This window comes from Streptomyces alfalfae (assembly GCF_004127445.1).
Lineage (GTDB): Bacteria > Actinomycetota > Actinomycetes > Streptomycetales > Streptomycetaceae > Streptomyces > Streptomyces alfalfae.
Genome location: NZ_QEXM01000050.1, coordinates 80,189 through 106,929 on the forward strand (window position 1 = coordinate 80,189; position 26,741 = coordinate 106,929).

21 protein-coding genes, 1 other RNA gene and 1 pseudogene are annotated in these 26,741 nt (G+C 74.5%); 14 read left to right on the forward strand and 9 right to left on the reverse strand.

Annotated features, from left to right (window positions below; genetic code table 11):
• The first annotated feature begins 28 nt into the window (after positions 1-28).
• Entirely contained in the window at positions 29-1,510 is a 1,482-nt protein-coding gene (locus DCW30_RS31470; protein ID WP_416069315.1) for an MFS transporter, read from the forward strand.
• Between the two features lie 445 nt (positions 1,511-1,955).
• On the opposite strand, the gene DCW30_RS31475 is transcribed toward DCW30_RS31470, so the two are convergent.
• Positions 1,956-2,588 (reverse strand): response regulator transcription factor, encoded by a 633-nt coding sequence (locus DCW30_RS31475; RefSeq protein ID WP_062780180.1) that lies wholly within the window; start codon positions 2,586-2,588, stop codon positions 1,956-1,958.
• Positions 2,589-2,715: 127 nt separating this feature from the next.
• Between DCW30_RS31475 and DCW30_RS31480 the strand changes: the two genes are divergently transcribed.
• Positions 2,716-3,591: an alpha/beta fold hydrolase gene (locus DCW30_RS31480; RefSeq protein ID WP_205576621.1), complete on the forward strand. Its 876-nt coding sequence runs from the start codon at positions 2,716-2,718 to the stop codon at positions 3,589-3,591.
• On the opposite strand, the gene DCW30_RS31485 is transcribed toward DCW30_RS31480, so the two are convergent.
• Positions 3,575-4,771, reverse strand: a complete 1,197-nt coding sequence (locus tag DCW30_RS31485) for a sensor histidine kinase (protein ID WP_198504986.1) — start codon at positions 4,769-4,771, stop codon at positions 3,575-3,577. The two genes, DCW30_RS31480 and DCW30_RS31485, sit on opposite strands and share 17 nt — an antisense overlap.
• Positions 4,772-5,182: 411 nt before the next feature.
• Between DCW30_RS31485 and DCW30_RS31490 the strand changes: the two genes are divergently transcribed.
• The 3 genes from DCW30_RS31490 to DCW30_RS31500 all read left to right on the forward strand — a co-directional run bounded on the left by DCW30_RS31490 (position 5,183) and on the right by DCW30_RS31500 (position 8,310).
• A complete protein-coding gene (locus DCW30_RS31490; RefSeq protein ID WP_076686597.1) occupies positions 5,183-6,037 on the forward strand; it encodes a MaoC/PaaZ C-terminal domain-containing protein in 855 nt (284 codons plus the stop codon).
• Positions 6,038-6,197: 160 nt separating this feature from the next.
• Positions 6,198-7,274, forward strand: a complete 1,077-nt coding sequence (locus tag DCW30_RS31495; protein WP_076689386.1) for a Zn-dependent alcohol dehydrogenase — start codon at positions 6,198-6,200, stop codon at positions 7,272-7,274.
• Between the two features lie 97 nt (positions 7,275-7,371).
• Positions 7,372-8,310, forward strand: coding sequence for a 3-oxoacyl-ACP reductase (locus tag DCW30_RS31500; protein ID WP_076686598.1), 939 nt, complete (start codon positions 7,372-7,374; stop codon positions 8,308-8,310).
• A gap of 67 nt (positions 8,311-8,377) precedes the next feature.
• On the opposite strand, the gene DCW30_RS31505 is transcribed toward DCW30_RS31500, so the two are convergent.
• Positions 8,378-8,575: a hypothetical protein gene (locus DCW30_RS31505; RefSeq protein WP_062780176.1), complete on the reverse strand. Its 198-nt coding sequence runs from the start codon at positions 8,573-8,575 to the stop codon at positions 8,378-8,380.
• Between the two features lie 48 nt (positions 8,576-8,623).
• Positions 8,624-9,685: a hypothetical protein gene (locus DCW30_RS31510; protein WP_076686599.1), complete on the reverse strand. Its 1,062-nt coding sequence runs from the start codon at positions 9,683-9,685 to the stop codon at positions 8,624-8,626.
• A 294-nt stretch (positions 9,686-9,979) separates the two neighbouring features.
• Here DCW30_RS31510 and DCW30_RS31515 point away from each other — a divergent pair, with 294 nt between their 5' ends.
• From DCW30_RS31515 to DCW30_RS31525, 3 genes are read left to right on the forward strand one after another with little or no spacing between them, the layout of a single operon-like run.
• Entirely contained in the window at positions 9,980-10,834 is an 855-nt protein-coding gene (locus DCW30_RS31515) for a Nif3-like dinuclear metal center hexameric protein (protein WP_062770575.1), read from the forward strand.
• Complete coding sequence (locus DCW30_RS31520; RefSeq protein ID WP_198504985.1) at positions 10,831-11,574, forward strand: zinc ribbon domain-containing protein; 744 nt, start codon at positions 10,831-10,833, stop codon at positions 11,572-11,574. Before DCW30_RS31515 ends, DCW30_RS31520 begins: the two co-directional genes overlap by 4 nt.
• A 12-nt stretch (positions 11,575-11,586) precedes the next feature.
• On the forward strand, positions 11,587-12,957 hold the full coding sequence (locus tag DCW30_RS31525; protein WP_076686601.1) for a bifunctional RNase H/acid phosphatase: 1,371 nt from the start codon (positions 11,587-11,589) through the stop codon (positions 12,955-12,957).
• 6 nt (positions 12,958-12,963) lie between these two features.
• On the opposite strand, the gene eda is transcribed toward DCW30_RS31525, so the two are convergent.
• Positions 12,964-13,596 (reverse strand): bifunctional 4-hydroxy-2-oxoglutarate aldolase/2-dehydro-3-deoxy-phosphogluconate aldolase, encoded by a 633-nt coding sequence (gene eda / locus DCW30_RS31530; RefSeq protein ID WP_062770566.1) that lies wholly within the window; start codon positions 13,594-13,596, stop codon positions 12,964-12,966.
• 97 nt (positions 13,597-13,693) lie between these two features.
• Complete coding sequence (gene yaaA / locus DCW30_RS31535) at positions 13,694-14,494, reverse strand: peroxide stress protein YaaA (RefSeq protein WP_076686602.1); 801 nt, start codon at positions 14,492-14,494, stop codon at positions 13,694-13,696.
• Between the two features lie 192 nt (positions 14,495-14,686).
• Between yaaA and DCW30_RS31540 the strand changes: the two genes are divergently transcribed.
• From DCW30_RS31540 to rnpB, 6 genes and pseudogenes are all read left to right on the forward strand, one after another.
• On the forward strand, positions 14,687-16,135 hold the full coding sequence (locus DCW30_RS31540; RefSeq protein ID WP_076686603.1) for an RNB domain-containing ribonuclease: 1,449 nt from the start codon (positions 14,687-14,689) through the stop codon (positions 16,133-16,135).
• 291 nt (positions 16,136-16,426) lie between these two features.
• Positions 16,427-16,849: a DUF4260 family protein gene (locus DCW30_RS31545; protein WP_076686604.1), complete on the forward strand. Its 423-nt coding sequence runs from the start codon at positions 16,427-16,429 to the stop codon at positions 16,847-16,849.
• Positions 16,842-17,402 (forward strand): TetR/AcrR family transcriptional regulator, encoded by a 561-nt coding sequence (locus DCW30_RS31550; protein ID WP_076686605.1) that lies wholly within the window; start codon positions 16,842-16,844, stop codon positions 17,400-17,402. The genes DCW30_RS31545 and DCW30_RS31550 overlap by 8 nt, the downstream gene beginning before the upstream one ends.
• A gap of 338 nt (positions 17,403-17,740) precedes the next feature.
• Positions 17,741-18,700, forward strand: coding sequence for a helix-turn-helix domain-containing protein (locus tag DCW30_RS31555; protein ID WP_205576680.1), 960 nt, complete (start codon positions 17,741-17,743; stop codon positions 18,698-18,700).
• Positions 18,675-19,394, forward strand: a pseudogene (locus tag DCW30_RS38310) (DMT family transporter); the annotation flags it as partial. The gene DCW30_RS31555 and the pseudogene DCW30_RS38310, both read left to right, overlap by 26 nt.
• A gap of 118 nt (positions 19,395-19,512) precedes the next feature.
• Positions 19,513-19,928: RNase P RNA component class A (rnpB, locus tag DCW30_RS31570), an RNA gene on the forward strand.
• 56 nt (positions 19,929-19,984) lie between these two features.
• Here rnpB and DCW30_RS31575 read toward each other — a convergent pair.
• From DCW30_RS31575 to DCW30_RS36920, 3 genes are read right to left on the reverse strand one after another with little or no spacing between them, the layout of a single operon-like run.
• Positions 19,985-21,421, reverse strand: a complete 1,437-nt coding sequence (locus DCW30_RS31575) for a DUF6177 family protein (RefSeq protein WP_162933520.1) — start codon at positions 21,419-21,421, stop codon at positions 19,985-19,987.
• Positions 21,418-25,419: a type VII secretion protein EccCa gene (eccCa, locus tag DCW30_RS31580; protein ID WP_076686606.1), complete on the reverse strand. Its 4,002-nt coding sequence runs from the start codon at positions 25,417-25,419 to the stop codon at positions 21,418-21,420. Before eccCa ends, DCW30_RS31575 begins: the two co-directional genes overlap by 4 nt.
• On the reverse strand, positions 25,416-26,735 hold the full coding sequence (locus DCW30_RS36920) for a CpaE/TadZ family protein (RefSeq protein ID WP_162933591.1): 1,320 nt from the start codon (positions 26,733-26,735) through the stop codon (positions 25,416-25,418). Before DCW30_RS36920 ends, eccCa begins: the two co-directional genes overlap by 4 nt.
• Positions 26,736-26,741: the final 6 nt, after the last annotated feature.

Consider the following 26,741-nt stretch of genomic DNA (forward strand, 5'->3'; position numbering starts at 1 on the left):
ATGTACGGACCATCGGACAGTTGAGAGGATGGCTGTCATGGCCCAGACGCCCTCCACCACTTACCGCACCGATCCCGCCGCCCCGCCGAAGAAGTCCGCCCCGGTGTGGGCGGTGCTGCTGGCCGCCTGCGCGGGCCAGTTCCTCGTCGTCCTCGACGTCTCCGTGGTCAACACCGCGCTGCCGTCGATGCGGGCCGACCTCGGCATGAGCGCCATCGGACTGCAATGGGTGGTCAACGCCTACTCCATCGCCTTCGCGGGCTTCATGCTGCTCGGCGGCCGGGCCGGAGACCTCTTCGGGCGCAAGCGCATGTTCCTCCTCGGCCTCGGCCTCTTCACCGCCGCCTCGCTCGGCGGAGGCCTCGCCCAGGCCGAGTGGCAGCTCCTGCTGGCACGGGCCGTGCAGGGGCTCGGCGCGGCGGTCCTCGCGCCGTCGACCCTGACGATCCTCACCTCGGCGGTGCCCGAGGGCCCGGCGCGCGTACGGGCCATCGGCGTCTGGTCGGCCGTGGGCGCGGGCGGCGGCGCGGCGGGCGGCCTGGTCGGCGGGGTCCTCACCGACCTGCTCTCCTGGCGCTGGGTGCTCCTGATCAACGTGCCGATCGGCGCCCTCGTGATCTTCGCGGGCATCGCCTGGCTCACCGAGAGCAAGGCGGGCCAGGCCCGGCGCCTCGACGTGCCGGGCGCGGTCCTCGTCACCGCGGGGCTCGCCACCCTCGCGTACGGCATCGTGCAGACCGAGGAGAAGGGCTGGACGGCGGCGGCGACCCTGGCGCCGCTGGCGGCCGGGCTCGCGCTGCTCGGCGGGTTCCTCGCGGTGGAGGCGCGCACCCGGGTGCCGCTGATGCCGCTGAAGCTGTTCAAGGTGCGGTCGGTGTCGGCGGCGAACGCCGCGATGTTCGTCTGCGGCGGCGGCATGTTCGCCATGTGGATGTTCATGACGCTGTACGCCCAGAACGTCCTCGACTACTCCCCGCTGAAGGCTGGCCTCGCCCTCATCCCGTCGTCCTTGACCATCGTCCTCGGCTCGATGCTGGCGCCGCGCGTGATGCCGGTGCTCGGCCCGAAGAACGTCTCCGTGCTCGGCATACTCGTGGCCGCCGCCGGCTTCGGCTGGCAGTCGACGATGACGGTCGACGGCGGGTACGTCACCTCCATCATGCTGCCCGGCATCGTGATGATGTTCGGCGCGGGCTTCGCCACGACGCCGCTCGCCTCGCTCGCCACGTCGGGCGCGGCGCCGGGCGACGCGGGCCTCGTCTCGGGCCTGATCAACACCTCCCGCACGATGGGCGGCGCACTGGGCCTCGCGGTGCTCTCCACGGTGGCGGCGGCCCAGATGAACGGCTCGACGTCGAAGCAGGCCCTGACCGACGGCTACGCGATGGCGTTCCGCACGAGCGGCTGCATTCTCCTTGCGGGCGTGGTGGTACTGCTGCTGTGGATGCCGGGCAGTACGAGGGAGAAGCCCCGACAGAAGCCGAGCAAGAGCCCGGCCGACGGCGAGTAGGAGCCCGTCCCGAGGCGACTGTGCGCCCGGCCGACGGTGGATGGATGCGCTTCCGTTGGTACGAAGTCCCGGCCGACGGTGGATGGACGTCCGTCGGTACGTAAAAGTCAGTCCGGCCCGCGGGAAGTAGGCGGCTGTTCCCGGTAACTACGCGCCCGGTCGAAACGCTAGATGGATGCGCGTCCGTCGGTACATAAGAGTCCGGCCCGCGGTAAGTGGGCGGCCGTCCCCGGTGACTTCGCGCCCGGCCGACGGTAGATGGACGCCCGTCCGGCCGTGGATGAGAGCCCGTCCGGCGATGGAGGACGAACTCGGCGAAGCCGGTGACGGACGGCGCGCAGGGCAGGGGGACCGGGCAAGGCCGGGCGGGCGGGGCCCGAAGCGGGGCGGGCGGGGCCCGAAGCCGGGGGGTGCCGGGGCGCGGTGCTCAAGGCTCAGGGGCCAGTCAGAGCCAGCCTTGCCGCCGAGCCTCCCGCACCGCCTCCATCCGGTTCCGCGTCCCCGTCTTGCCGATGGCCGCGGAGAGGTAGTTCCGCACGGTCGACTCCGACAGATGCAGCCTGCCCGCGATGTCGGCGACCGTGGCCCCGTCCACCGACGCCTTGAGGACATCCGCCTCGCGGCCGGTCAACGGGTTCGGCCCGGCGCTGAGCGCGGCGGCGGCGAGGGCCGGGTCGATGACCGTCTCACCCCGCAGGACCCGCCGGACCGCCTCGGCCAGCTCCTCGACGGGCCCGTCCTTGACGAGGAAACCGGCGGCGCCCGCCTCCATGGCGCGGCGCAGATAGCCGGGCCGCCCGAAGGTGGTGAGGATCAGGACCCGGCAGTCGGGACACTCCCGGCGCAGGTCGGCGGCGGCGTCCAGACCGCTGCGGCCGGGCAGCTCGATGTCGAGCAGGGCCACGTCGGGCCGGGCGGCCAGCGCCGCGTCCACGATCTCGTCCCCCGCGCCGACCTGCGCGACCACCTCGATGTCGTCCTCCATGCCGAGCAGCAGGGCGAGCGCGCCCCGCATCATGCCCTGGTCCTCGGCGAGCAGGACTCTGACAGATGTGACCGGACGGTGGTCCCGCGGCATCTCTTCCACGGGGAAAGAGTAGGACCGACCGCCGCCGGGGTGGGCGACCCGACGGACCCACGTCCTGCGCGGCCCGGTCGTCCAAAACCCGTGGAGGGACGCCCCGCCCACGGTCATCATGTGGATCATGACTGTGTACGTCGACGATCCCGCCCGGCTCGGTGAGAGCCGTCTCTCCGACGGACGGACGCTCGGCTGGGCGGAGTGGGGCCCGTCGGACGGGACGCCCGTCCTGCTGTGCCCGGGCGCGGCCACGAGCCGGTGGCTCGGCTTCGGCGCGGGGGCCGTCGAGGCGCGTGGAGTGCGCCTCGTCTCCGTGGACCGCCCGGGACTCGGTGTCTCGACGCCCGCGCCCGGCCACACCTTCTCCGACTTCGCCGGCGACATCCGGCAACTCTGCGAACTGCGGGGCCTCGGCCGCCCGGCCATCGTCGGCAACTCCCAAGGCGCGCCGTTCGCACTCGCCTGCGCCCAGGAGGGGATCGCCTCGGCCCTGGCGATCGTCTCCGGCGCGGACGAGGTCGCCGCGCCGGAGTTCGCGCCCGCGCTGGCGGCGGACCTGCGCGGCCTGGTCGAACGGGCCGTGTGCGACCCGGCGGGCGCCGAGGAGTTCTTCGCGGGCTTCACCGCGGCAGCGATGTGGGACATGGTCATGGCCGGGAGCCCGGCGTGCGACCTCGCCGTGTACCAGGAGCCGGGTTTCGCGGGCGCCTACCGCAGGGCCCTGGACGAGGGATTCGCCCAGGGCGCCGCCGGCTACGCCCGCGACACGGTCCTGGCCATGGGGCGCTGGCCGCTCGCCCTCGACCGGATCACCGTCCCCGTCGACATCTGGTACGGCGAACGGGACACCAGCCACTCGCCCGACAACGGGGCACTGCTCGCCACCCGTGTCCCCGGCGCCGAGCACCGCGTCGTCCCGGGAACCGGCGGCGCGCTGCTGTGGACGCACGCCGAGCCGGTCCTCGCTGCGCTCCTCGCGAAGGTCACGACCGGCCGTTAGGCGGCCGGGACGCGGCGGCGTCGTGCCCCGGGCGGTCACCGCCGTCGGAGTCCGCCATGGGCGTACCCGGCAGCACGGCGGTGACGCGGAACCCCGAGTGGGGCGCCGGGCCCGAGGTGAGGGAGCCGCCCGCCGCCGCGAGGCGTTCGGCGAGGCCCTGCAACCCGCTGCCGGCCGCCCCGGGGCCCGCGCCGCACCCGTCGTCGGTGATCACCAGGCGGGTCTGTTCGGCGGTGCCCGTGACCTCGATCTCGCAGCGGGCCGCCCGTGAGTGGCGTACGACGTTGGTGGCGGACTCGCGGACCACCCAGCCGAGCAGGGCGGCGGTCTGCGGGTCGAGCGGCGGCCCGGCCTGACGGACGACGGCGTCGATCCCGGCGGCGGACAGCAGATCGCGGGCACGGTCGAGTTCGAGGGTGAGGCTGCCCTCGCGGTAGCCGGTGACGGCCTCGCGGATCTCGGTGAGCGCCTGCCGGCCGACGGACTCGATGTCGGAGACCTGGCCGAGCGCCGCGCCGAGGTCGCGGTGGGCGAGGCGGCGCGCGGCCTCCGCCTTGACGACGATGACGGAGAGGGTGTGCCCGAGCAGGTCGTGCAGGTCCCGCGAGAAGCGCAGGCGTTCCTTCTCGACGGCGGCGCGGGCCAGCTCCTCGCGGGTGGCGCGGAGTTCGCGGACGGCCTCGGAGAGGGAGAGGATCGCGGCGGTGACCATCGTCGACAGGAACGTCCCGTACGCGATGTCGACCGCTCCCCAGCCGTCCCTGGCCCCGCCGACGACGCCCGCGAGCGCGCTCAGGCCGAGCCCGGTGAAGCCGAGGCCGCGCCCGCGCACGAGGGCGCCCGTGGCGAGGCCGAGAAGGGGGAAGAACAGGAGCCAGTTGCCGCCGTACCCGGCGGCGAGAGCGACGGTCAGCAGCCCCAGCAGCACCAGGGCGACCCGCGTGGACCGGGCCTCGCGGGTGTTCCTGTCGAAGGCGCGGAAGGCGATGAAGACGTAGAGGGAGTTGAACAGGAGCAGCCCGATGCCGCCGATCCAGGGGTTGGGGGTCTCGCCCTGGAGCAGGTGGGAGAGCGCGCCGAGACCCATCAGCAGCCAGGGCAGCAGCGCGAAGCCGGTGGGCGGCGGCCCGAGCCCCTCGGCGTCCCGCATCCGGCAGCCGCCCCTGTCCTTCCGGAACATCGCGACGTCCCCCGTCCTCGTAGTGGGCCGTACGGTCCGCGCACCTTGCCGGTCAGGGACACCAGCGTACGAACCGGAGGCGGGGAACCGGCGGAACGGGACCGCGCCCGCCGCGCGCTGTGATGTCTTCGTCATGCCCACGACGTTAGGAGCGGCCGGAACGCGGCGGCAGAGGCGCCCGTACGGACTCGGCCGGTACAAATGTCACGGGCGGCCCACCCGATCTGACGTCACGTCAGGAGCCTTCCCAAGCGATCGGCCCTCGGCTATACATGGATCGCCGGAGTGGAACGCGTTCTAGAACCGGCCGGTTCCCGAACGGCCCTCCGGCCCAGTTGCGACCTCGGTGCGGTCGACGGTGCGGACGGCCGCACCGAGGTCTCCGCCGTCGGCCCAAGGAGCTCTCACCACATGCCCATTGACGCCGCGAAGGCCGTCGCCGCCGAACCCCGGTCCGCCGAGATCGCCTGGGACCACAAGGACGTCCAGCTCTACCACCTCGGCCTCGGCGCGGGAGTGCCCGCCACCGCTCCCGAGGAGCTGCGCTACACGCTGGAGTCGAGGCTGCACGTCCTGCCCAGCTTCGCCACCGTCGCCGGCGCCGGCATGGGCGTCGTCGGCGGCCTCTCGGCCCCCGGCGTCGAGGTGGACCTCGCCGCGGTGCTGCACGGCGGCCAGAGCATCACCCTGCACCGTCCGATCCCGGTCGGCGGCAAGGCCGTGACGACGTCGAGGGTGGCCGCGGTGTACGACAAGGGCAAGGCGGCGGTCCTCGTCCTGCGCTCCGAGACCGCCGACGCCGAGGGCCCGCTGTGGACGAGCGACGCCCAGATCTTCGTACGCGGCGAAGGCGGCTTCGGCGGCGACCGCGGCCCGTCCGCCCGCCTCCCGGACCCCGAGGGCGAACCCGACCTGACCGTCCAGCGGCCCGTCCGCGAGGACCAGGCGCTCCTCTACCGCCTCTCCGGCGACTGGAACCCCCTGCACGCCGACCCCGAGTTCGCCGCGCTCGCCGGGTTCGACCGCCCGATCCTGCACGGCCTGTGCACCTACGGGATGACCCTGAAGGCCGCAGTGGACACCCGGCTCGGCGGCGACGTCTCCCGGGTGCGCGCCTACAGCACCCGCTTCGCCGGCGTGGTCTTCCCCGGCGAGACCCTGCGCATCCGGATGTGGCACACCGAGGGCCGTGTGAGAGCCGAGGTGACGGCGGTCGAACGGGACGACGCACCGGTGCTGACGGACACGATCGTCGAACACGACTGAGGCGGCCGAGCACGACTGAGGCGGCCGAGCCCGTCCCTGAAGGGATCGAACGCACGCACGGCCAGAAGTGGGCCGGACGCACCCGAAGCAGGCCGGATCTCCGTACGACGAGCACGACGAGTACGAGGAGCACGACGAGTACGACGAGAGGAGCCGCACCATGCGCGCAGCCGTACTGCACGAGACAGGCCGGACCAAGCTGGAGGTCCTCGACGACGTCGAGGCGATGGGCTTCGGCCCGGGGAAGGTGAGGATCCGCGTCAGGGCCACCGGCCTGTGCCACTCCGACGTCTCCGCGATGAACGGCGTGCTGCCGCAGCCCGCCCCGTTCGTCCCGGGCCACGAGGGCGCGGGCGAGATCATCGACGTCGGCGACGGCGTGACCGGCCTCGCCCGGGGCGACCGGGTCCTGATCTGCTGGCTCCCGGCCTGCGGTACGTGCCCCGCCTGCAAGCGCGGCCAGACCCAGCTCTGCCTCGCCGGCTTCATGAACGCGGGGACCCCGAACTTCAAGCGCCCCAGCGGTGACGTCTTCGGCTTCGCGGGCACGGGCACCTTCGCCGAGGAGGTCGTCGTCGACGCCCGGTGCGCGGTGCCGGTCCCGGACGACGTGCCCCTCGACGTCGCGGCGCTCATCGGCTGCGGCGTGACCACGGGGCTCGGCGCGGCCATCAACACGGCCGACGTGAGCGCCGGTTCGTCGGTCGCCGTCATCGGTTGCGGCGGCGTCGGCATCGCCGCGATCCAGGGCGCCCGCGTCAAGGGGGCGGCGCAGATCGTCGCGGTCGACCCGGTGGCCTCGCGCAGGGAGGCGGCGCTCCGCTTCGGCGCCACCGAGGCGGTCGCCCCCGAGGGCCTCGTCGACGCCAAGCAGCGCATCACCGCGGGCGACGGCTTCGACTACGTCTTCGAGGTCGTCGGCAAGTCGGCCACCGCCCGCACGGCCTACGAGGCGACCCGCCGCGGCGGCACGCTCTGCGTCGTCGGCGCCGGAGCCATGGACGACCACCTCCGGCTCAACATGTTCGAGCTGTTCTTCGACGAGAAGCGCATCCTGCCCTCCCTGTACGGCGGCGGCGACGTCCTGCGGTCGTACGAGCGGGCCATCGCGCTCTGGCGCGCGGACCGCATCGACCTCCAGAGCATGATCACCCACCGCGTGCGCCTCACCGAGATCAACGAGGCCCTGGAACAGATGCGCACGGGAACGGCCCTGCGCACCTGCATAGAGATCTGAGCGAACGAGCGAACCGCGCGGGCCGAGCGGTCTGCGTGAACCGAGCGATCCGCCGCACGTTCCGACCCGCGATCCGATTCGCCCCGGAGGGAATGCGATGTCACTGCCACTTGAGGGCCTTTCCGCCGTCGTCACCGGCGCGGGCCGCGGGCTGGGCCGCGCCGAGGCCCTGGAACTGGCCGGGCTCGGCGCGAGCGTCGTCGTCAACGACTTCGGTCAGCCGGGGCGCGACGGCTCGGGCGAGGCCTCGGCGGCGCCCGCCGAGGAGGTCGCCGCCGAGATCCGCGCCGCGGGCGGCCGGGCCACCGCCCACACCGGGGACGTGGCGGACCACGAGCAGGCCCGCGCGCTCATCGGGACGGCCGTCGAGACGTACGGCAAGCTCGACATCCTGGTCAACAACGCGGGCATCCTGCGTGACCGCATGATCTTCTCGATGACGGAGGCCGAGTGGGACGCGGTCATCCGCGTCCACCTCAAGGGCCACTTCAACACCATCCGCTTCGCCTCCGCCCACTGGCGCGAGCGCTCCAAGGCCGCGGGCGGCCCGGTGTACGGGCGGATCGTCAACACGTCGTCGGAGGCCTACCTCGCGGGCTCGGCCGGCCAGCCCAACTACGCGGCGGCCAAGGGCGGCGTCGTCGGCCTGACGACGTCGACCGCCCTGGCGCTGGCCAAGTACGGCGTGACGGCCAACGTCATCTGCCCCCGCGCACGGACGCGGATGACCGAGGACGTCTTCCAGGGCTTCCAGGAGCCGTCCGAGGGCCGACTCGACCCGCTGGCCCCCGAGCACGTCGCCCCGCTGGTCGGCTACCTCGCCTCGCCCGCGGCGGCCGAGGTGAGCGGCCAGCTGCTCGTCGTCCACGGCGGCATGGTCGCGCTCATGGAGCGTCCGAAGGTGGCGGCGAAGTTCGACGCCCCCGAGGACGCCTCGCTCACGTACGCCGACCTGGACAAGCTGCTCACCCCGTACTACGCCGAGCACCCCCAGGGCTTCGCGGCGACGGAAGTGCTGGCGTTGCGGCGTGGCTGACGGGGATGCGGAAAAGTCCCGCCCCTACGCCGCTTCTGGCAGCGCAGGGGCGGGACTTCTCCCGTGATCACGCCCCCGGGTGCGCCGCCTGCCTGCGGTGGCGGCCCCTGGGGGAGGTGGCCTCGTCGTGCTCGGCCACCGGGCCCCGGTGCTTGCCCGCGCCCGAGGTGGCAGTGGCGGTCGTGCCCTGCGCGGCCCCGGTCGTGGTCGCCGCGTGCTGCGGCTCGGTGTCCCAGTGGGTCTCCGTACCCGTCTCGGTCGACATCTTGTACCCATCACCCCGTATGAAGATCGTTCGTACAGCCGGGCGAGTCTAACCGGCCGCGACCCGACCGCCCAGAGGTGCCTGCTGCAGCGGTACGGGCCGTGCCGGGGGCGGCTCCGACGGCTCGGCGCGGGGGGTCCGCGGCGGCGTCTCGCCGGTGGGTACGGGGAGGCGCGCGACGCCGCAGGGCACGGCGCTCGTCGAGTAGGGGAGGAGCAGCACGCCGTCGCGCGTCCAGCGGCCCGTGCCCGCCAACCAGCCCTGTGGCGCGGGGAGTTGCCGCATGCCGCGCACCGCCGGGCGCCACAGGCCGAGCCAGGTGCCCGCCGCGCCGTCGATCCGCAGCGCCACCGCGCACCGCTCGGGGAGCAGCGTCTGCCCCGGCTGGATCGCGAACGGCGTGACGGCGCAGTCGGCGAGCCGCAGCGACTCCGGGAAGCGGACGGGGAGGGCGGAGCCGAGGACGCCCCAGCCGAGGCGGTCGTGGCCCGGGGCGTTGGAGCGGATCAGGAGCAGGCCGCTGTCGGCGTCGGCGAGCAGCAGCCGGTCGTCGCTCTCCTCCGTGATCTGGAGGAGCGGAGACACCTCGCCGCCCCGCGCCAGATCGACCGTGACGGTCTTCACGCGGCCGTCCGCCTCCCGGTCGAGGGCCAGCATCCGCCCCGTACGGTCCAGCCAGACACCGCCCGAGCAGCGCCCCGGCACCTCCGCGACGTGCTCGGGGCCGAAGGAGCCGCCCGCCACCAGCCACACGTCCGTGGTGTGGGCGCCGACGGCGACGGCGTAGGCACGCTCGCCGTCCGGTGAGGGTGGCAGCAGGGTCAGGTCGCCCGCGCACTCCACCGCGCCCAGCGGGATCTCGCCGGTCGCCGGGCCACTCGGGTAGAGCAGCGCGAACAGGTGCCGCCCGGCCGACGGGCGGTGGACGAGGACACGGCCGTCGCCCATCGGCAGCACCTCGGTGCCCGGCTCCTCGGGCTGGCGGCCGGCGAGCGGCACCGCGTAGGGCTCGGGGGAGTCGAGTGTCCAGCGCTCGGGGAACCAGGACTCGCCCCTGCGGGCCAGCCTCGCCGCGTACCCGCCGTCCACCGTGATCGTTGCCGCAGTCATCGTCGGCGCCACCTCCGGCCCCGAAGCTAGTTTTCGCACGCGCTGACGTGGCGTGAGTGGCCGTTCGCTTCACACGGAAGGATGGAGGAGCAACGGTTCTGCCGAGGGTGGGGGTGTGGTTGTGCTGGGCGGGGGTGGGGCGGGGTGGCGCGCGGTCCGTCCGGCCCGCCCGGTCCGTCCGGTTCCGCGCGGGGCTCGTGGGGGCGTGCCTCCGCCGCGGCGCTTCAAGTAGCCGTCTGACAGCGGTGCGTAACGCACGACCTGCGGGGGTGGCGGGGAAGGTAGCCTTTCCCCGTGCCCCGTCTGTCTGAAGTCATCGCCGCCCTCGACGCCCTGTGGCCCGCCGGTCTGGCCGAGAGCTGGGACGCGGTCGGCACGGTCTGCGGAGACCCCGAGGCCGAGGTCTCCCGCGTCCTCTTCGCCGTCGACCCGGTCCAGGAGATCGCCGACGAGGCGGTCCGGCTCGGAGCCCAGCTCCTGGTCACCCACCACCCGCTCTACCTGCGCGGTACGACGACCGTCTCGGCGTCCACCTTCAAGGGCCGCGTCGTGCACGACCTGATCAGGCACGATGTCGCGCTGCACGTCGCGCACACCAACGCCGACCGCGCCGACCCGGGTGTCTCCGACGCCCTGGCGGGCGCCCTCGACCTGCGCGTCGTGCGCCCCCTCGTGCCCGACCCCGCCGACAGGGACGGACGCCGCGGCCTCGGCCGGATCTGCGAACTCGACCACCCCCTGACCCTCGCCGAGCTCGCCGAGCGCGCGGCGAAGCGGCTGCCCGCGACCGCGCAGGGCATCCGGGTCGCGGGCGACCCCGACGCGCTGATCAGGACCGTCGCGGTGAGCGGCGGCTCCGGCGACAGCCTCTTCGACGACGTGCGCGCCGCCGGCGTGGACGCCTTCCTCACCGCCGACCTGCGCCACCACCCGGCGTCCGAGGCCCGCGAGCGCACCCCGCTCGCGCTGCTGGACGCCGCCCACTGGGCCACCGAGTGGCCCTGGTGCGAGCTGGCCGCAGCCCAGCTCGACGAGATCTCCGACCGCAACGGATGGGGACTGCGCGTCCACGTCTCGAAGACGGTCACCGACCCCTGGACCGCCCACGCGGCGTCCACCACAACCGACACATCTGGAGCCCCCAACTGAACGCCGCGCCCGCCGACCAGATCCGACTGCTCGACGTCCAGGCCCTGGACGTGCGCCTGCAGCAGCTCGCGCACAAGAAGAAGTCGCTGCCCGAGCACGCCGAGATCGAGTCGCTGAACAAGGACCTCGCGCAGCTGCGCGACCTGCTCGTCGCCGCGACGACCGAGGAGAGCGACTGCGCCCGCGAGCAGACCAAGGCGGAGCAGGACGTCGACCAGGTCCGCCAGCGCGCCAACCGCGACCAGCAGCGCCTCGACTCCGGCGCCGTGACCTCGCCCAAGGACCTGGAGAACCTCCAGCGCGAGATCACCTCGCTCGCCAAGCGCCAGGGTGACCTGGAGGACGTCGTCCTGGAGGTCATGGAGCGCCGCGAGTCCGCGCAGGAGCGGGTCGCCGAGCTCACCGAGCGGGTCTCCTCGGTCCAGTCGAAGATCGACGACGCCACGGGCCGCCGCGACTCCGCGTTCCGGGAGCTGGACGGCGAGATGGCCACGGTCACCAAGGAGCGCGAGGTCGTCGCCGGTTCCGTCCCGGCCGACCTGCTCAAGCTCTACGACAAGCTCCGCGCCCAGCAGGGCGGCGTCGGCGCGGCCAAGCTGTACCAGCGGCGCTGCGAGGGCTGCCGCCTCGAACTGAACATCACCGAGGTCAACGAAGTGAAGGCGGCCTCCCCGGACACGGTCGTGCGGTGCGAGAACTGCCGCCGCATCCTGGTCCGCACGTCCGAGTCCGGCCTGTAGGGGCCGTGGTCCATGCGTGAGTTCATCGTCGAGGCCGACGGCGGCTCCCGGGGCAACCCGGGGCCCGCGGGCTACGGTTCCGTGGTCATCGACGCGGCCTCGGGGGAGACCCTGGCGGAGGCCGCGGAGCACATCGGCGTCGCGACGAACAACGTCGCGGAGTACAAGGGGCTCGTCGCGGGCCTGAAGGCGGCCCGCGAGCTGGACCCGGACGCCTCGGTGCACGTGCGCATGGACTCCAAGCTCGTCGTCGAGCAGATGTCGGGCCGCTGGAAGATCAAGCACCCCGACATGAAGCCGCTCGCGGCCGAGGCCGCGCGCGTCTTCCCCGCGGAGCGGGTGACGTACGAGTGGATTCCGCGCGAGCGGAACAAGCACGCGGACCGGCTCGCGAACGAGGCGATGGACGCCGGCAAGCGCGGCGAGCGGTGGTCGCCGTCGGCGTCGACGGCGGAGCTGGACGCGCGCGCGTCACGGTCGGCCGCCGACCCGACGCCCGCGGGCCCGCCCGGGGACGCGGCTGCGGGCGCGGCGAGAGCACGGGCGGCCCTCACGGCCACCCGGGGCGATGCCTCCGCGGTCGATACGGCCACGCGGAGCGACGCGCCTGCCGCGGGTACGGCCACGCGCGGCGTGGCCCCTGGCACGGGTACGGCTGCGCGGGGCGACGCACCCGTGGTCGTCCCCGCCGTGGCCGGGATCGATGCCCAGGCCGCGCGGAACGTGTCCGCGCCCCAGGTCGGCTGGGCCGCGCCCGACCTCGGCGCGCCCGCGACCTTCGTGCTGCTGCGGCACGGCGAGACCCCGCTCACGCCCGAGAAGCGGTTCTCCGGCAGCGGCGGTTCCGACCCGTCCCTGTCGGACGCGGGGCGCGAGCAGGCCGAGCGGGCCGCCGCCGCGTTCGCCGCGCGCGGCACGATACAGGCCGTCGTCTCCTCGCCGCTGAAGCGCTGCCAGGAGACCGCGCACACGGTCGCCGCCCGCCTCGGGCTCGACGTCCACCTGGAAGAGGACCTGCGCGAGGCCGACTTCGGGGTCTTCGAGGGGCTGACGTTCGCCGAGGCGCGCGCCCGGCACCCCGAGGAGCTGAACGCCTGGCTGGCCTCGCCGGAGGCGGCCCCGCCCGGCGGCGAGTCGTTCACCGCGGTCGCGCGGCGGGTCGCGGCGGCACGCGACCGGCTGACCGCCGCGTACGCGCGCCGCACGGTCCTGCTCGTCACGCACGTCACGCCGATCAAGACGCTGGTGCGCCTGGCGCTCGGCGCCCCGCCGGAGTCCATGTTCCGCATGGAACTCTCGGCGGCCTCGGTCTCCGCGGTGGCGTACTACGCCGACGGCAACGCCTCGCTGCGCCTCCTGAACGACACGTCTCACCTGCGGTAGCGGCTCTCAGCGCAGGGAGGCGGCCTCGCGGGCCAGGGACTCCACGCGGGCCCAGTCCTTGGCCGCCACGGCGTCGGCGGGGAGCATCCAGCTGCCGCCCACGCAGCCGACGTTGGGCAGCGCGAGGTACGCCGGCGCCGTCCCCGCGTTGATCCCGCCGGTCGGGCAGAAGCGGGCCTGCGGCAGCGGGGCGCCGAGCGACTTCAGGTACGCGGTGCCGCCCGCGGCCTCCGCGGGGAAGAACTTCATCTCCGTCACGCCGCGTTCGAGCAGCGCCACGACCTCGGAGGTCGTCGAGACGCCCGGCAGGAACGGCACGCCGGACCCCCGCATCGCGTCGAGCAGCGCGTCCGTCCAGCCGGGGCTGACGAGGAAGCGGGCCCCGGCCTCGACGGAGTCGGTGACGTTGCGCGGGGAGATCACGGTGCCCGCGCCGACCACCGCGTCCGGCACCTCGGCCGCGATGGCCCGGATCGCGTCGAGCGCGACGGGTGTCCGCAGGGTCACCTCGATCGCGGGCAGCCCGCCGGCCACCAGCGCGCGGGCCAGCGGCACGGCGTCGCCGAGGTCCTCCACGACGACCACGGGGACGACGGGGGCGAGATCGAGTACGGAGGGCGCGGGCGCGGAGGAGGTCATACGGGCATCCTGCCCCTAGGGACGCAGCCTGCGCAAAGGGCGTTGCGCAGGCCGCAACGGGAGAGGGTGCGGGCGCCGGTCCCGTCCCGGGCGAGCCCTAGTGGATCTCCCGCACCACCACGTCGAGCGCCCACGGCCTGCCCGGCTTCGTCGGGGCCTCGGCCTCCACCACGTGCCCCAGGTCCCGCAGCGCCTCCACCAACTCGGCGGGGTCCTTGGGCCGGACGCCGGTGGTCAGCAGGGACCGGACGATGCGCCCCTTGGTCGCCTTGTTGAAGTGGGAGACCACCGACCGCTTCTCGACCCCGTCGAACAGCTGCGCGTGCAGCACCCGCACGGTCGCCGTCCGCCCCGCCACCTCGCCCTTCGGCTTCCACGCCGCCGCGTACGCCGACGACCGCAGGTCGAGCACGAGCCCGTCGCCCGCCGCCTCCGGCATCACGGAGGCCATCGGCGTCCGCCAGTACGCGCCGAGCGCCCCGAGACCCGGCAGCTTCACGCCCATCGAGCAGCGGTAGGAGGGGATCTTGTCGCCCACCCCGACCGCGCCCCACAGCCCGGAGAAGACGAGCAGCGAACGCCCCGCGCGCCGCTTGGCCGCGGCGTCGAGCGAGGCCAGGTCCAGGGCGTCGTACAGGACCCCCGTGTAGATCTCCCCGGCGGGCCGCGCGCCGGCCGTGCGCAGCCCGGCGTTCTTCGCCACTTCGCCCCGCAGGCCCTCGCTCAGCCCCAGCACGGCCCGCGCCTTCTCCTCGTCGGCGGAGCACAGCTCGACCAGCTCGTCGAGCACCGCCCGCCGCGCCTCGGCGAGCCCCGGCAGCGACAGCGACTCGGGCTTGAGCGGGGCGCCCCGCCCGGACGGGGCCTTGCCTTCGGACGGCGGCAGCAGGACGAGCACGATCGGACTCCTTCAGCGGTACGAGGGGAGGGGTGCGGCCCCCGCGAAAGGGTACGGGGTGCGCGTCCCCGGGCCGGGACACGCGGGCGGGGCGCGGGGCCCCCGGGCCGGGACACGCGGGCGTGCGCGGGGCCCCGGGTGCGCGTCCCGGTACGGGGTGCCGAGTCGGGCCGGCGGTCATACGCTCGGTCCATGCCTCGCCGGAGTCTTCACGTGACCGGCGCAGCGGAGGCTCCGTTGCGGGCCGCGCTGCGTGAGCTGCGCACGGATCTCGACGTGCCCCCGGACTTCCCCGCCGAGGCCCTCGCGGAGGCGGAGCGCGCCGCGAAGGCGCCCCGGCTGCCGGAGCACGACGCCACGGATGTCCCCCTGTTCACCATCGACCCGCCCGGCTCCGTCGACCTGGACCAGGCCATGCACCTGGCCCGGCGCGAGAGCGGTGGCTACCGCGTCACGTACGCCATCGCCGACGTCGCCGCCTACGTCACGCCCGGCGGACCGGTCGACGCCGAGGCCCACCGGCGCGTCACCACCCTCTACTTCCCCGACGAGAGGGTCCCGCTGCACCCCGCGGCCCTGAGCGAGGGAGCCGCCAGCCTGCTGCCCGGCCAGACCTGCCCCGCCGTCCTGTGGACCATCGACCTCGACGCGGACGGCCGCACGGAACGCGCCGACGCGCGCCGCGCCCTCGTGCGCAGCCGGGCCAAACTGGACTACGCGGGCGTGCAGCGGGCCATCGACGCGGGCGCCGCAGAGGAGCCCCTCGCGCTCCTGCGGGACATCGGGACGCTGCGCGAGGCCCTGGAGGTGGCCCGCGGCGGCATCTCGCTCAACGTGCCCGAGCAGGAGATCGTCGAGCGCGACGGACGGTACGAGCCGGCTTTCCGCGCGCCCCTGCCGGCCGACGGCTGGAACGCGCAGATCTCGCTCCTCACGGGCATGGCCGCCGCCGAGCTGATGCTGACCGCGGGCACGGGCATCCTGCGGACGCTGCCCACCGCCCCGGACGGCGCGGTCGCCCGCCTGCGCCGCACCGCCGAGGCGCTGCGCGTCGACTGGCCGCACCACGTCTCGTACGCGGAGCTCGTGCGCTCCCTCGACCCCCGGCAGCCGCACCAGGCCGCCTTCCTCCAGGAGTGCACGACGCTGCTGCGGGGCGCGGGCTACACGGCGTTCACCGGCGGCCACCGGCCCGACCCGGCGGTGCACGCCGCGGTCGCCGCCCCCTACACCCACTGCACGGCCCCGCTGCGCCGCCTCGTCGACCGCTACGCCTCCGAACTGTGCCTCGCCGCCTGCGCGGGCGCGGGCGTCCCGCAGTGGGTGCTCGCCGCTCTCGACGCGCTGCCCGGGGAGATGGCGGAGGGCACCCGGCGCGGCAACGCCGTGGAGCGCGCGTGCGTGGACATCGTCGAAGCGGTGATGCTGAAGGACCGGGTCGGCGAGGTGTTCGACGCGGTGGTCGTGGACGTGAAGGACAACGAACCGGCCGTGGGCACCGTGCAGGTGACCGACCCCGCCGTCGTGGCGCGCATCGAGGGCGGCACGGCGGCGCTGCCCCTCGGGGAGCGCCTGCGCGTCAGGCTCGCGGAGGCGGAAGCGGACCCGGGCGCGGTGAAGGTGCGGTTCGAACCGGCGTAGCCGCGGGCGACCGCCTGCGGGGCCGCTTCCCGAGCCGGGATGACTCCCGCCCGGCCGTTTTCCTGGCCGGACACTTCCGCCCGGCCGCTTCCCTGGCCAGGGTGACTGCCGTCCGGCCGCTTCCTCGGCCAGGGCTACGGGAGACTGCCGTCCCGTCGCTTCCCGAGCCGGGATGACTCCCGCCGAACCGGGATGACTTCCGCCGAGCCGGAACCCTTGATGGCTAACGGCGTTAGCTATAATGTCATCCTGCCTAACGGCGTTAGCCAGCCCTGGCCTCAAGGAGAACCCATGAGCACCTGCGCACCGGCTCCGCCCCGCCCCACGGAACGGACGTCGCCCGGCGCGTGCCGTGCCGCCTGGTTCGTCGCCGCGCTCGCCTGGTCGGTGCTCGGCGTCATGGCGGGCGTCCAGCACGGCCGGCTCGCGGGCCTGGCCGCCGCCGTCTTCTTCGTCGCCCCCGACCTGACCTTCCTCGCCGGTCTGCGCGACGCCCCGCGCATGGCCCGCGGGCAGCTCCCCCCGCGGGCCGTCCCCCTCTACAACGCGGCCCACCGCGCCCTGGTCCCGCTCACGCTCCTCGGGCTGTACGCGGCGCTGCCCGGGAAGTGGGCCCCCGCCCTCGCGGCCCTGTGCGGCTGGCTCGCCCACATCTCGTACGATCGCGCCTTCGGCTATGGACTGCGTACCAAGGAGGGCTTTCAGCGTGGCTGACCAGCGGCAGGAGCCCGGGGAGCCGCCCACGTGGGGCGAACGCCTCACGCCCAGGGCCAGGGAGATCGTCCACGCGGCCCGCGATCTCGTCGAGGAGTCGGGGGCCGAGAAGCTCACGATGCGCTCGCTCGCGGACCGGCTCGGCATCAAGGCGCCCTCGCTGTACAAGCACTTCCCCGACAAGCAGGCGGTGGAGGTCCAGCTGATCGCGCAGATGCTCGACGAATGCGCCGCGGCCTGCGAGGCCGCCGAGGCGGAGGCCCCGGGCTCGCTCGAAGCCATCGCGGACGCCTACCGCGCGTACGCCCTGCGCCATCCGCACCTCTACCGCCTCGCCACCGAACGCCCGCTGCCCCGTCACGCCCTGCCCGACGGCCTGGAGGACAGGACCGCCGCCCCGCTGGTGCGCGCCTGCGCGGGGGACGGGGAACTGGCCCGCGCCGCCTGGGCGTTCGCGCACGGCATGGTGATCCTGGAGATCCACGGCCGGTTTCCCGAAGGAGCGGACCTCGGCGCGGCATGGAAGAAGGGCACGCGCGCGTTGATCCGCTGAGGGCGGCTGCGGCCGCGCGTACGGAGACGGCGCGGGTTCGGGGGAGCGGGCGGCACATGAACGACTCAGGGGCAAGGAGCGCGGGCGCGACGGACTCGGACGCCGGGCCGACAGGGGCGGGCACGACGTACGCGGCCGACGGGAGTGGGCAAGCGCGCCGTGGCGGCGCGGGGCGCGTGCGTGGTTGGGGGGCCGGGAGTGGCCACGACGTACGCGGGGTCGACGAGAGCGGGGGAGCGCGCCATGGCGGCGCGGGACGCGTGCGTGGACGGGGTGCCTGGGTGGACGGGGCGGTGAAGGCGGCGGACGGGGTGGTGGTGAAGGCGGCGGACGGGGAGGTGACGGCGGCAGGCGGACGGCGGCCGCGCGAGCAGGCCTTCTGGGCCAGAGCCCCCCTCGGCCCCGGCGGCGACAGCCTCGACCTGCTGACCGCCCGTTTCGACCGGCACCGCTACGCCCCGCACTACCACGAGGAGTTCACCGTAGGAGTGGGCGTCGGCGGCTGCGAGGTCATCGACTACCGGGGCGGGCGCGTGGACGCCGGGCCCGGCTCCATCGTCGTCCTCGCCGCGGGCGAGGTGCACACGGGCGGACCGGCGGCCCTCGGCGGCTACGCCTACCGCGCCATGTACCCCCTGCCGTCCCTCCTCGCCGAAGGCACCGCCACGCCGCCGCACTTCCGCGAGGCGGTGGTCGACGACCCCGAACTCGCCGCGGCCCTGCGCGCCGCGCACACCGAGCTGAGCGGGGCCCGGGGCCGCGTGGACCCCCTGGAGGCCGAGTCCCGCGTGCCGTGGCTGCTCACCGCCCTCGCCCGCAGGCACGGCGCCGCCCGCCCGCTGGCCGACCGCGTCCCGGGCGCCGACCACATCGCCCGCGCGGTCCGCGAACGCCTCGCCGACGAACTCCTCGCCCCGCCCTCCCTGGCCGAACTCGCCGCCCCGCTCGGCCTCTCCCGCTACCAGCTCCTGCGCGCCTTCCGCACGTCGACGGGGCTGCCGCCCTACGCCTGGCTCGCCCAGTACCGCGTGACGCGCGCCCGCGCCCACCTGGACGCCGGGTTGCGCCCCGCCGAGGCGGCGTCCCTGGTGGGCTTCGCCGACCAGGCGCACCTCACGCGCTGGTTCCGCAGGGTGCTCGGGGTGACCCCGGCGGCGTACCGCAACAGCGTTCAAGACGCGGGACGCCGCCGCGGCGCAGACTCCCGGCATGACGGCACGCGGCTGGTTCCTCTTCTCACTCATGGGGGTCCTGTGGGGCATCCCGTATCTCATGATCAAGGTGGCGGTCGACAGTGACCTGTCACCGTCGACGGTGGTCTTCACCCGCTGCGCGCTGGGCGCGGCGATCCTGCTCCCCTTCGCGGTGCGGCAGGGCGGCCTCGACCGCGTCGTCCGTGGCCACTGGCGGCCGATGCTGGCCTTCGCGTGCATCGAGATCCTCGGCCCGTGGTGGACCCTGACCGACGCGGAGCGCCACATCTCCAGCTCCACGGCGGGGCTCCTCATCGCCGCCGTCCCGATCATCGGCGCGCTCCTGGCCCGCTTCTTCGGCGACACGGAACGCCTGGGCGCCCGCCGCCTCGCGGGGCTCGGCCTGGGCCTCGGGGGCGTCGTGGTCCTCACGGTCCCGCATCTCACGGGCGGCGACGCCTGGTCCCTCACCGAGGTCATGATCACCGCGCTCGGCTACGCCATCGCCCCGCTGATCGCGGCCCGGCACCTCCGCGAGGTCCCGACGCTGCAACTGATCGCGCCGTGCCTGGTCCTGGCGGCGCTCGTCTACGCCCCCGCGGCGGCGGTGTCCCGGCCGGACGCGCTCCCGGACACGCCCACCCTGCTCTCCCTGGCGGGCCTGGGAGTCATCTGCACGGCGCTGGCGTTCGTGGTCTTCCTCGAACTGATCCGGGAGGCGGGCCCCACGAGGGCGGTGGTCTTCACGTACGTCAACCCGGCGGTGGCGGTCGCGGCGGGCGTCACGTTCCTGGACGAGCCGCTGTCCGTGCCCGTGGTGGCGGCGTTCGCCCTGATCCTGGCCGGCTCGTTCCTGGCGACGGCGGCGACGGCGCCGAGCCGGGGCGCCCGGCGGGTAACATGGTCGGCACGGCAGACGAGCCGGGCGGGCGGCCGCGTGAAGACCCCTTCGGGGGCCCTTCCCGAGGAACGTCCGGGCTCCACAGGGCAAGGTGGTGGCTAACGGCCACCCGGGGTGACCCGCGGGACAGTGCCACAGAAAACAGACCGCCGAGGGCTCCGGCCCCCGGTAAGGGTGAAACGGTGGTGTAAGAGACCACCAGCGCCTGGGGCGACCCAGGCGGCTAGGTAAACCCCACCTGGAGCAAGGTCAAGAGGAAACGCCTCTTCCCAGGAAAAGGCGCTTCTGCGCGGACGTTCGAGGGCTGCCCGCCCGAGTCCGCGGGTAGACCGCACGAGGCCGGCAGCAATGCCGGCCCTAGATGGATGGCCGTCACCGCGACGTCCGCGAGGACCCGCGGCACAGAACCCGGCGTACAGCCCGACTCGTCTGTCGTCTCCTGGCGACACTTCGGCCCCGGCCCGGGGACTCCCCGGTCCGGGGCTGCGTCATCTCCCCGCGCGGGCCGTCGCCAGATGTGCGCGGAGCCGTTCGAACCTGGCCCACGCCTGGGGGTCCGTGCCGTCGCCCAGCGCGTAGTGGAGCGCGGGACGGGTCGGCGGGCCGAGGCGGAGCGGGTGGGCGCCGGCCCGGGGCTGTTCGGCGTGGGCGAGGCCGATGCCGGTCACCGCGTCCGGGCCCAGGGTGAAGGTCAGCGGGAGGGGCGGGGCCTCGAAGCGGGGCGGGACGGTGAGGTCCCTGCGGGCGGGGCGGAGGGTCGTGAGCATGGAGGTCAGTCCGTGCTCGGCGGCGAGGAGTTCGGCCAGCGGGGCGAGGGTTTCCAGGGGCGTGGCCTCGTCGGGGGCGTAGCCGAGGGTGAGGGTGATGTGCTCCTCGATGCCCGCAGGGGTGTGGGAGACGTGGGTGGTGGCGATGGCCGGGCGGTCCGGGGCGCCGATGGCCGTCAGCCAGGTGGGGGCGGACCGCTGGGCGCGGGCGCGGGCCAGCTCGGTGAGCCGACGAGGGGACCAGGGCAGGGAGATGGGTTCGGCGGTGGACCAGCCGGCCGGCGGGGCGCCGGTCAGGGCGCGCCAGGACGCTTCCAGGGCGCGGCCGAGGAGCAGGTTCTCGTCGGCGGGGTGCGTGGTGCGGAGGGAGAGCGCGAGTTGGCGTTCGGCGGGGGCAGGGGGCGCACTCGGTCGGTAGGCGTCGGCGATCCGGGCCTCGCCGTCCGGGGACGGGACAGGCGTGAAGTGCCCGTCCCGCCAGTGGAGGCGTGCTCCGGACAGGCCGTCGTAGTAGCCGCAGTCGGGGTCCTGGACGACCCAGCGGTTGGGGCGCCCGTGCAGCGCGCCGCGCGTGGGGAGGGTCAGGCCGGTGCCGGGCGGGGTGACGATCTGCAGGGCGCGGTCGCCCGCCGCGGCGGTGCGCAGGGCGTCGGCGAGCCAGGTGTTCATCGCGACGACCGGGCGGCGGTCCTGGATGACGACCGCGGCCTTGTCCGTGAGGATGTCGACGGCCGGTGGCGTCGCCTCGGGCGCGGCCGCGGCGGTGGCGGCCTCCGAGGTGAGCGGGACGACCTCGGTGTGGGCCGCCTCCGGTGGCCAGACCGTGCCGCCGAGCACGGCGGCGACGCGCCCGGCGAACGAGCCCGCGAGGCGTTCGCTCTCCTCGACGGTGGTGGAGGCGCGCGCTTCGGTCCACCAGTACGGCCCGTCGGGCGCCACCGCGTCGGGGCCCAGGAGACGCCTCGCCTCGCCGGGGACCTGGATGAGCAGGGGGGCTTCGACGGAGACCAGGGGGCGGCCGTCGGGGGCGCGGAGCTGGACGACGGCGCCGTCGGCCACGGACGTGACGCCCAGGTCGGGGCCGCCCGCGAAGAGTCCGGCGAGCACGGTCTTGGTGTCGGGCATCTCAGGGGTGAGGGCGATGACGTCCTTGGTCACGGGTGCTGGTTCTCCGCGGTGTCGCCGGCCTCGGTGGCGAGGGCGGTCTGGATGAGCTGGTGGCGGCGCCCCCGGCGGACCAGGGTGCCGCGGCCCGGGGGCTGGGCGGAGGCGTAGAGGCCGGGGAACAGCTGGCCCTCGGTGCGGTCGCCGGTCATGAGCAGGGCGGTGGCGCCGCTCTCGCGCAGGGTGGTGAGGAAGGGTTCGTACAGGGCGCGGGAGGAGCCCGCGACGCGCCGGGTGACGACGAAGTGCAGGCCGATGTCCTGGGCGGAGGAGATGTGGGGGAGGAAGGCCGCCAGGGGCTGCTGGCCCGCGGTGGTCAAGATGTCGTAGTCGTCCACGAGGATCACGATGCGCGGGCCGGTGAAGGTGGGCCCTTCGGCGATCGTGTCCGGGTCGGCGGTCTCCGGCAGCCGCTTCTCCAGCTCACCGGCGATGCCGGTGGCCAGGGCGGCGGCGAGCCTGGCGTTGTGCGCGTAGCCGCCGCGGTAGGGCTCGGGGACCACGCCGCGCAGGCCGCGGCGGGGATCGAAGACGCCGAAGACCAGCTCCTCGTCGCTGTGGCGGGCGATGAGCTGCTGGGTGAGCAGCTTGAGCAGGTTCGTCTTGCCGCACTCGTTGTCACCGAGTACCAGCAGGTGCTGGTCCTGCCCCGTCAGATCGAGGAGGGCCGGGGCGAGGGTGTCCTGCTCGACACCGAGCGGGATGCGTGACGGCTCGGCGACGGTGGAGGGCAGTCTGGCGGCGGGCAGGGCCGTCGGCAGGACCCGTACGGGGGCGGCGAGTTCGCCGTGCCAGCCGGCCCGCAGCGTACGCGCGGCACTCTCCAGGGCGGGGCCGATGTCCCCGGTGGAGGGGCGGCCGTCGATGCGGGGCAGGGCGGTGTGGGCGAAGAGCTTGGCGTCGGTCAGGACCCGGCCCGGGGTGTCGGCGGCCAGGGTCTCGGACAGCTTGCGGTCGACGCTGGAGTCGGAGGGGTCGTTCAGGCGCAGTTCGACGCGGGTGCCGAACATCGACTGGGTGGCGATGCGCACGTCGTTCCAGCGCAGCATCCCGGCGACGACGTGGATGCCGTAGCCGCTGCCGCGCTTGAGGAGGTCGGTGACGGTGTCGTCGAGTTCGGCGAACTCGTCCCGCAGCGCGCCGAAACCGTCGATGAGCAGCACGATGTCCGTCGAGCCGAGTTCGGTCAGCTTGCCCTGGGCGCGCAGGCGGCGCAGTTGGCCGACCGAGTCGATGCCGTACTCGCGGAACAGCTCCTCGCGGGCCGTGAGCTGGGCGCGCACCTCGGCGACGGTGCGGGCGGCGCGTTCGTGGTCGGCGCGGCCCGCGATGCCCCCGACGTGCGGCAGTCCGGCCAGCGCGGACAGGCCGCCGCCGACGAGGTCGAGGCCGTACACGGCGACCTGGCGCGGGGTGTGGGTCAGGGCGAGGGAGAGCGCGAGGGTGCGCAGCAGCGTGGTCTTGCCGGACTGCGGGCCGCCGATGACGGCGGCGTGGCCCCCGGCGACGGTCAGGTCGAGGACCCACGGCTGCTGGCGCTGGGCGGCGGGGTCGTCGAGCACACCGAGGGGTACGCGCATGGGGCCTTCGGTGAGGGCGAGGTGCAGGCCCCGCTCGGAGGCCCGCACGGGCCCGGCGGCGGCGTCGAGGGCGATGGCGTCGGGCAGCGGCGGCAACCAGATGCGCCGCACGGGAGGCGCCGCCGCGCACAGCTGGTCGACCATGGCCGACAGGACGGTGGGGCCGGTGTCCCGCTCCCGTGCCGGGGGTTCCTCCGGCACGCCGGTCGCGGGGGCGTGGCCGGCGGTGAAGGCGGGGTAGGGCCGGGCGAGGGGTGCCTCGTCGGGCTGTTCGCGCAGGGCGGGGCCGCGGTAGCCGCCGGAGACATAACCGGCCTTGAAGCGTTCGTATGTCGAGGTGTCCACCTTGAGGTAGCCGAAGCCCGGCAGCGGTGGCAGCTGGAAGGCGTCCACGGTGTCCAGGACGGTGCGGGACTCGTCGGCGGAGAAGGTGCGCAGGCCGAGCCGGTAGGAGAGGTAGGTCTCCAGGCCTTTGAGCCTGCCGGATTCGATGCGCTGGCTGGAGAGCAGCAGGTGCACGCCGATGGAGCGGCCGATGCGGCCGATGGAGAGGAACAGGTCGATGAAGTCGGGTTTGGCGGTGAGGAGTTCGCCGAACTCGTCGATGACGACGAAGAGGTGGGGCAGCGGTTCGAGGCCCGGCCGCTTCTCGCGCAGGGCGGCGTAGTGGCCGATGTCGGCGACGTTGCCCGCGTCCTTCAGCACCTGCTGGCGGCGCTTGACCTCACCGGCCAGGCTGGTGTGGACGCGCTCGACGAGGCCGGCCTGGTTCTCCAGGTTGGTGATGACACCGGCGACGTGCGGGAGCCCGGTGAACGGGGCGAAGGTGGCGCCGCCCTTGTAGTCGACCAGGACGAGCGCCAGGTCCTCGGGCGAATGGGTGGTGACCAGGGCGAGGACGAGGGTGCGCAGCAGCTCGCTCTTGCCGGAGCCGGTCGCGCCCACGCACAGCCCGTGCGGGCCCATGCCCAGCTCGGAGGACTCCTTCAGGTCCAGCAGGACCGGCCGGTGACGGTCGTCCAGGCCGATGGGCACACGCAGGAAGTCCCGCTCGCCGCGCGGCGCCCACAGCCTGTCCAGGTCGAGGACGGCCGGGTCCGCGATGCCCAGCAGCTCGGGGAAGTCGACGGGCCCGGAGATCGGGGTGCCGTCGGCGGCGGACTCGGCGGACAGCCGCAGCGGGGCGAGCATGCGCGCGAGGCCTTCCGCGCCGGCGACGCCCACGTCGTCCGCGGTGCCGCGGCTGGGCGGCGCGTCGGGGACGCGCAGATCCTCGACGCTCACCTGGTCGCCGTCGACGGTGATGCGGACGCTCACCCGGTCCGGCTCGTGCACCTGCCGCTCCAGCAGGTGCAGCACGGTCACGCCCATGCCGGGGAGGTCGACCGCCGCGTCGGGGCGCGGGAGCTCGCCGGCGGTGTCCCCGTGGCGGTCGCTGACGACGAGGAGCCGGTCGTTCATCCGCAGGGCGTCGCGGTCGGAGAGGCCGCGGCGCACCTCGGCCGCGTAGGAGGCGCGGCGGCGCAGGTCCATGGAGCACTGCCGGGCGAGCCGGTCGAGGTCCGGGGCGATGCGCCGGGCGGCGACCGGGCCGTCGCCCTGCTGGGTGTCGAGGACGTGGGGCAGCCACTTCGCCCACTCCCACTCGGGGAGCCGGTCCTCGGGCACGCCCAGGGCGATGGCCACGTCGTCCGGTGCGTGCGTCACCGCGGTCTGGATCAGCAGGGCGCGCGCCACCCGCAGCACACCGTCCCGGTCACCGATGACGCTGACGTCGCCGGCGCGGTCCAGCGGGGCGATCAGCGGGAAGTCGGTGGCGGAGGCGAACCGGTGCTGCAGGGCCCGCGCCTCGTTCAGCATGAACGGATCGGGCGGGGTCAGCACACCGCTGCCCGAGCTCTGCCCGATGGCGATGCCCTGCACGGGCACGTCGCCGGTACCGAGCCGCACCCGCAGGAAGTCGGGGTCAAGGCGGCGCCGCTCCCACAGGCGCGCCGGGTCACGGACGAGGTCGTACAGCGCGGCGGGGGGCGGGTTGAGGACCCGGGCCTTCCTCCGCAACTCCCGCTCGGCGCCGCCCAGTTCCTCGCGCTGCTCCTCCACGTACTCCAGATAGCGCTCACGCTGGACCCGCCGGGTGCGCTGGGCCTTGCCGCGCTGGGACAGGAAGAGCGCCACCGCGCCGAGCAGCGCGAAGACGAGCACGATCGCGCCGACCGCGGCGAACTGGCTGTTGCGGATGACCGTCATCATCACGACCGAGCCCATGACGCCGGCCATCGGCAGCAGCGCGGTCGCGGCGTTGCCCATCTTGCCCTCGGGCAGGTTGGGCGGCGGTTCGATGGTGCGCTCCGGGGCGGCGGCGAGGGGCTGGGTGCTGCGGGCCGCACGGTGGACGAGATGCCGCGTCATCGCACCCGCACCGCCCTGTGCATCGCCTCGGCGGCCAGGTGGACGGCGGCGTCGCGGGTGTTCCGGCCGAGCATGCGGGTGTGGATGGGGCCTCCTTGGGCCAGGTGCCGGTCGTAGGGGAGCGGGACGACGGTCACCCCGGTCTCCCGCAGGTGCGCGGCGGCCGTCTTCAGGTCGAGCGTGGTGTCGGGGGAGTTGGCGCTGAGCGCGACGACCGTGGTGGCCAGCGCCGAGTGCGGCAGCCTCGCCAGCCAGTCCAGTACGACGCGGGTGCCGTTGACGCCCTCGGCGGTCATCGGGGCGACCACCACGCGCGCGTGGGCGGTGTCCATCGCGGTACGGGCCACCTCGCCGGGCAGCGACTCGCAGTCCACCACCGTCACGGCGAAGTAGCGGCGCAGGGCGAGGGTGACGGTGCGGTAGGTGGGGATGTCCAGCGGGGCGCCGACCCGGCCCTGCCCGGCGGGCAGCAGCCAGCCGCCGTCGGCGACGGGCACCAGGTAGCCGGTGACGTCGGTGAGCCGCATGGCCGGGCTGAGGATGCCCGCGAGATCGGCGGCGGCCCAACGCACGGACTCGGCCCCCAGCCGCACGGGCAGCGTGCCGAGCGCGGCGTCGGCCTCCAGGGCGAGGACCGGGTCGTGCCGGTAGTGGTTGAACGTACGGGCGAGCAGCGCGGACACGGTGGACTTGCCGACGCCGCCGCGGATGCTGGTCACCGCGATGACGCGCCCGGTGGTGACGGGCCGCTGGACCTCGCGGGCGAGCCGCGTCTGCTCGGAGGTCTCCCGCCCGGCGGACGCGGCGAGCTTCCGGATCGAGCGCCCGGTACGCCGGGCCGCGGAGTCGCCGTGCCGGGGGCGGCCGAGGGCGATGGCGAGGCGGGGGTCGACGGTGGGGGCGGACTGGGGTGTGGCTCCGGGGGTGGATTCGGGGTTACGGGGCTCGCGGGCGGGGCGGGTGACGTGGGTGGCCGGTGCGGCCGATGGGTGGGCCTGGGGCGAAGCGTTGCCCCGTGCCGGAGGGGCAGGTGTTGCGGACGCGTCCGGGTCCGCACGAGGAGTTCTCGACGGCGTCGACGGTTCGGCCGCCGTGGTGCCGCGTGCCGCTGCGGTGCCACTTGCCGTCGAGGGGCCGCCCGCCGCCGTGGTGCCGCCTGTCGTCGAGGGGCCGCCCGCCGCTGAGGTGCCACCTGTCGTCGAGGGGCCGCCCGCCGCTGAGGTGCCACTTGCCGGCGAAGTGCCGCGCGCCGCCGAATTGCCCCCTGCCTCCAACTCACGCAGCAGATCCCGCTGCCAGTCACTTCCCTGAGCCATGCCGCC